Below are 5,204 nucleotides of genomic sequence, written 5' to 3'. Positions count from 1 at the left end.
ATGATGGAGGGCGCCGGCTTCGACGTCATCGACCTCGGCATCAACAATGCGGTCGAGAAGTATCTGGAGGCGATCGAGCAGCACCAGCCCGACATCATCGGCATGTCGGCGCTGCTCACCACCACCATGCCCTACATGAAGGTCGTCATCGACACGATGAAGGAAAAGGGCATCCGCGACGACTATGTCGTGCTGGTCGGCGGCGCGCCGCTCAACGAGGAGTTCGGCAAGGCGGTCGGCGCCGACGCCTACTGCCGCGACGCGGCGGTGGCGGTCGAGACCGCCAAGGACTTCATGAAGCGCAAGCACAATGTGCGGACTTGAGCACAGCGATGCGATCCGGGTTTGTGAACGTCAGGCGTGAGGTCGGCTGGGTGGCCAAAATCGCTTGGCTCGAAGGGGGCTGACGCCCGCATGCGCATCGCGTCGATCAAGGTCTATCAGGTGCTCCTGCCTGTCAAAGGCGGTGCCTACAGGATGGCCAGCGATACCGTGCGGGATCTGGACAGCACGCTGGTTGAAGTCACCACCGAGGATGGACTGTCAGGCTGGGGTGAGACGTGCCCGGTCGGCCCTGTCTACCAGCCCCAACACGCCCTGGGTGCGCGAGCGGCAATTGCCGAAATGGCGCCCGGGCTCATCGGCGAGGACACCGCGTCCATGCGCCGCCTTGCGAAGCGAATGGACGAGCGGCTGAACGGCCACAACTATGCCAAGGCGGCCTTGGACATAGCCTTCCTCGACCTCACCGGCCAGCGGCTGGGCGTGCCGGTTTCAACACTCCTGGGCGGCGCGCTCACCGATCGTGTGCCTTCCTACTACTCGACTATCGTCGGTGCGCCCGACGAGACGGCGCGTATTGCCGCGGACAAGGTCAAGGCCGGATACAAACGGCTTCAGATCAAGATAGGCGGAGGGGATATCGAACAGGACCTCGCCACCGTGCACAAGGTATGGGAGGCGGTGGGCTTCAAGGCCCGCATCGCGGTCGACGCCAATCGTGGCCTCACCACCGCGGCGGCGCTGCACATCGACCGGCTCTGCCAGGCAATCCCGTTCGTGTTCGAACAGCCCTGCAACACAATGGAGGAAGTCGCGAGCCTCAAGGGACGCGTGACCCATCCGGTCTACCTCGACGAGAATACCGAGGATTTGAATGCCGTCCTGCTGGCAATTTCTTCAGGCATCGCGGACGGATTCGGATTGAAGGTCACCCGCCTTGGCGGCCTCACCAAGATGGTCACGGTCCGCGACCTGTGCGCGATACGATCGCTGCCGCACAGCTGCGATGATGCCTGGGGTGGGGACATCATCGCCGCGGCATGCGTGCACCTCGCCGCTACCGTCGAGCCGAGGCGTTTTGAGGGGGCCTGGATCGCGCAGGAATACATCGAAGGGCACATGGACCCCGCAAACCCGATCATTATCGAAAACGGGCATATACGGGTCCCCCAGATGCCAGGGCTCGGCGTCAAGCCTGAGCGCTCCCAACTCAAAGCGCCTGTCGCGACGTTCGGAGGCTGAGAATACAGTGACGGTCGCGGCGATTGCATATGGCCAGCATCGTCGGCGATTGCGACCCTCCGCGACATCCGGCGGGCCGCCCGAGGGCGGCGCTCCGGGACTTCATGAGCCGCAAAAAAGCCGATATGCAAGGGGCGTCTTGCCATTTTTGCCGATGCCCGGAGATCCTCGATGAGACCGATAGTGCTGGCCGCCGTCCTTTCCGTTGCCTTGCCCGCCGCCGCTCTGGCGGGCCCGGCCTCCAACGCCGTGAAGTTCTTCTATGTTCCCGAGGTCAGGTTCGAGGGCGACGAGCAATATCGCGACCGTTTCACCGAGCCGGTGACCAAGCTGTTTGCCCTCAACGATCGGGCCGCCAAGAACAATCCGGACGAGGTCGCCTGCCTCGACTTCGATCCGGGCCTCGACGCGCAGGACTTCGATCAGAAAACCCTGGCGAAAACGCTGAAGCTTGCCGAAGCCGTCAACGGCGATAGCGCCGAGGTCACGGCGACTTTCAGCCTGTTCCCGGAAGGCGATGATTCCAAACGCGAAATGGTCTGGTCGCTGAAGAAGGTCGACGGCAAATGGAAGATTGCCGACATCGCCTCCAAGACCAGCGGCTGGACGCTGAGCGCGCTGGAATGCATGCCCGACAAGGCGCCGGAGTAATGCCATGGTGCGTGGCATTGTCCTGGCGTTTGCGACCATTTCGATGCTGGCGGCGGGTGTGAGCGGCGCCTGCGCCCAGGGCCTGTTCGGCGCGCCACCGGCAAATGCCCCGGCCGACAACGCGCCTTCCGACGACACGGCAACCCCGCCGGCCGCATCGCCGCCAGCGGAAAGTGCAACTGCAGCACCGGTGCTGCCGGATTCGCCGACGGCGCTGGTGAAGCCGTTCTACGAGCATCTCGGGCTTGAGCTCGATCCGGCTGAGCGCAAGAACTTCATCGACCCAGCGAAAACGGTGCTCGACAAGAGCGATGCGCTGCGCAACTCAGGGCAGGGCGAATGCCTCGATCCCAACATGGCGCTCGACAATGCCGACTACGACAAGGCGGCGATCGAAGGCAGCCTGAAGACGATCGAGGCGGTCAGGGGCGACGAGGCCAAGGTGGTCGTCGCCTTCGTCGTCGCAAACAACGCGCACCGGCTGGAATGGAAGCTGAAGAAGGTCGGCGGCGACTGGAAGATCTCCGACCTTCTGTCGGTCACCGGCGAATGGGCGCTCAGCCAGTACCAGTGCGAATGAGCGCGATCACGCCATCCCGCTCAGCCGCGCCCGCGATAGGGTGCCACGCCGGTGTCGGGCAGCCAGGCGCCTTCCGGCGGCGCGCCGGTCTGCCAGAACACGTCGATCGGGATGCCGCCGCGCGGGAACCAGTAGCCGCCGATGCGCAGCCAGAGCGGCTTGGTCGCTTCAACGATGCGGCGGCCGATCATCACGGTGCAGTCTTCATGGAAAGCGCCGTGGTTGCGGAACGAGGTCATGAACAGCTTCAGCGACTTCGATTCCACCAGCAGAGCATCGGGCGCATAGTCGATGACGATATGGGCGAAATCCGGCTGGCCGGTGACCGGGCAGAGCGAGGTGAATTCCGGGCAGGTGAAGCGCACGATCGCCGGCGGCCCGTCACCGCGCGTAAACGGCACGGTCTCCAGGACCGCTGTTTCAGGGCTCTGTGGCGTCTCGACGTGCGCGCCGAGCTGGGTGAGGTTTTTGGTGTCGATCATGGGTCCGAGTTCCTTGAGTTTTGCCGCTCATTAGCACCGGACCGGAAGGCGCGCAGCGGTTTTCGGACCGATCCGATGCGAGAAATGGACGCTGGGCGGCGCGCGCTGCTCAACCACAATCTTGAACCAGCAGGAAGACGATGACCAGCAACGACCCGCTTCTCCAGCCCTACCAGCTCAAGCACCTGACGCTGAAGAACCGGGTGATGTCGACGAGCCACGAGCCGGCTTATTCCGAGGATGGAATGCCGAAAGAGCGCTACCGGCTCTATCATGCCGAGAAGGCCAAGGGCGGCATGGCGCTGACCATGACCGCCGGGTCGGCCATCGTCTCGCGCGACAGCCCGGCCGCCTTCGGCAATCTGCATGTCTATGACGACCGCATCGTGCCGTGGCTCGCCGAACTCGCGGATGCCTGCCACGAGCACGACTGCAAGGTGATGATCCAGATCACCCATCTCGGCCGCCGCACCGGCTGGAACAAGGCCGACTGGCTGCCGGTGCTGTCGGCTTCGCCGGTGCGCGAGCCGGCGCATCGCGCCTTTCCGAAGACCATCGAGGACTGGGATATCGAGCGCATCGTCGCCGACTATGCGTCCGCCGCGCAGCGCTGCCAGGCGGCCGGCCTCGACGGCATCGAGTTCGAATCCTACGGCCACCTGATGGACGGCTTCTGGTCGCCGGCCACCAACCATCGTGAAGACGAATATGGCGGCTCGCTCGACAACCGCCTGCGCTTCACCAACCTGGTGCTCGACGCCGTGCGCGCCGCGGTCGGCGAAAAGTTCGTCGTTGGCATCCGCATGGTCGCCGACGAGGATTTTGAGAAGGGCCTGTCGAAGGAGGAGGGCGTCGAGATCGCCAGGCGGCTCGCCTCCTCGGGCAAGGTCGATTTCCTCAACATCATCCGCGGCTCGATCGAGACCGATGCAGCACTGACCAAGGTCATCCCGGTGACCGGAATGCGCTCCTCGCCGCATCTCGATTTCGCCGGCGAGGTGAGGGCGGCGACGAAGTTCCCGACCTTCCATGCGGCACGCATTTCCGACGTAGCGACCGCGCGCCACGCGATTGCGACGGGAAAACTCGACATGGTCGGCATGACCCGCGCCCATATCGCCGATCCGCACATCATGCGCAAAGTGATGGAGGGCCGAGAGCATGAGATCCGGCCTTGCGTCGGCGCCACCTATTGCCTCGACCGCATCTACGAGGGCGGCGAGGCGCTGTGTATCCACAACGCCGCGACCGGCCGCGAGGCCGAGATACCGCACATCATCGCGAAGAGCGGCGGGCCCAGGCGCAAGGTGGTCGTGGTCGGCGCCGGCGCCGGCGGCCTGGAGGCGGCGCGCGTCGCGGCGGAGCGCGGCCATCAGGTGACGGTGCTCGAAGCCTCCAGCCAGGCTGGCGGCCAGGTGCGGCTGGCGACGCAGAACCCGCGCCGCAAGGAACTGATCGGCATCATCGACTGGCGGCTGGCGGAGCTGGACCGTCTCGGCGTCGAGATCCGCTACGACACCTGGGCCGAGAAGGATGATGTGCTGGCACTGTCGCCGGATGTGGTGATCGTCGCCACCGGCGGCTTACCGCAGAATCCGCCGCTGACGGCCGGCGATAACCTCGTCACCTCGAGCTGGGACATCATGGCGGGTGCCGTCAAACCGGCCGAGAGCGTGCTGCTCTATGACGACAATGGCGGCCATCAGGGCATGGGGGCTGCCGAACTCATCGCCAATGGCGGCTCCAGGCTGGAGCTGGTCTCGCCGGAGCGCTTCTTCGCGCCGGAAATGGGCGGCCTGAACCATGTGCCCTATATGCGCGTTTTCCAGGAGAAGGGCGTCACCATCACCATCAACACCAGGCTGCGTTCGGTGCGGCGCGAGGGCAACCAGCTCGTCGCCGAGCTCGCCTCGGACTTCGCCGACGGCTGGCGCGTCGAGCGGCGGGGCGACCCGGGGGGGGTCGAG

General features: G+C 65.0%; 6 protein-coding genes. 5 read left to right on the top strand and 1 reads right to left on the bottom strand.

What is annotated here, in order from left to right; all coding sequences use genetic code 11:
- The 4 genes from EN738_RS30470 to EN738_RS30455 form a co-directional block, all read left to right on the top strand.
- The coding region (locus EN738_RS30470; RefSeq protein ID WP_189606045.1) for a cobalamin-dependent protein at positions 1-324 on the top strand (324 nt) is incomplete at its 5' end.
- 90 nt (positions 325-414) lie between these two features.
- Positions 415-1,524 (top strand): mandelate racemase/muconate lactonizing enzyme family protein, encoded by a 1,110-nt coding sequence (locus tag EN738_RS30465; protein ID WP_127286857.1) that lies wholly within the window; start codon positions 415-417, stop codon positions 1,522-1,524.
- Between the two features lie 171 nt (positions 1,525-1,695).
- The gene (locus EN738_RS30460; RefSeq protein WP_127286856.1) at positions 1,696-2,175 is read left to right on the top strand and encodes a DUF3828 domain-containing protein; all 480 of its coding nucleotides are present in this window, start codon (positions 1,696-1,698) and stop codon (positions 2,173-2,175) included.
- 4 nt (positions 2,176-2,179) lie between these two features.
- Complete coding sequence (locus EN738_RS30455) at positions 2,180-2,755, top strand: hypothetical protein (protein ID WP_127286855.1); 576 nt, start codon at positions 2,180-2,182, stop codon at positions 2,753-2,755.
- 20 nt (positions 2,756-2,775) lie between these two features.
- On the opposite strand, the gene queF is transcribed toward EN738_RS30455, so the two are convergent.
- On the bottom strand, positions 2,776-3,237 hold the full coding sequence (gene queF / locus EN738_RS30450) for a preQ(1) synthase (RefSeq protein ID WP_127286854.1): 462 nt from the start codon (positions 3,235-3,237) through the stop codon (positions 2,776-2,778).
- Positions 3,238-3,377: 140 nt separating this feature from the next.
- On the opposite strand from queF, the gene EN738_RS30445 reads away from it, so the two are divergent.
- Positions 3,378-5,204, top strand: a 1,827-nt coding sequence (locus EN738_RS30445; RefSeq protein WP_127286853.1) for an NADH:flavin oxidoreductase, incomplete at its 3' end; no start/stop codon positions are given.

Source organism: Mesorhizobium sp. M4B.F.Ca.ET.017.02.2.1, from assembly GCF_003998955.1.
Classification (GTDB): Bacteria; Pseudomonadota; Alphaproteobacteria; order Rhizobiales; family Rhizobiaceae; genus Mesorhizobium; species Mesorhizobium abyssinicae.
Note: the sequence above shows the minus strand (reverse complement) of the source record. Positions and strands in the feature narration are given on the sequence as shown.

Excerpts from the sequence above, each read along its gene's own strand:
- EN738_RS30465 (WP_127286857.1), top strand. The coding sequence starts at position 415 with ATGCGCATCGCGTCGATCAAGGTCTATCAGGTGCTCCTGCCTGTCAAA.
- EN738_RS30460 (WP_127286856.1), top strand. The coding sequence starts at position 1,696 with ATGAGACCGATAGTGCTGGCCGCCGTCCTTTCCGTTGCCTTGCCCGCC.
- EN738_RS30455 (WP_127286855.1), top strand. The coding sequence starts at position 2,180 with ATGGTGCGTGGCATTGTCCTGGCGTTTGCGACCATTTCGATGCTGGCG.
- queF (WP_127286854.1), bottom strand. The coding sequence starts at position 3,237 with ATGATCGACACCAAAAACCTCACCCAGCTCGGCGCGCACGTCGAGACG.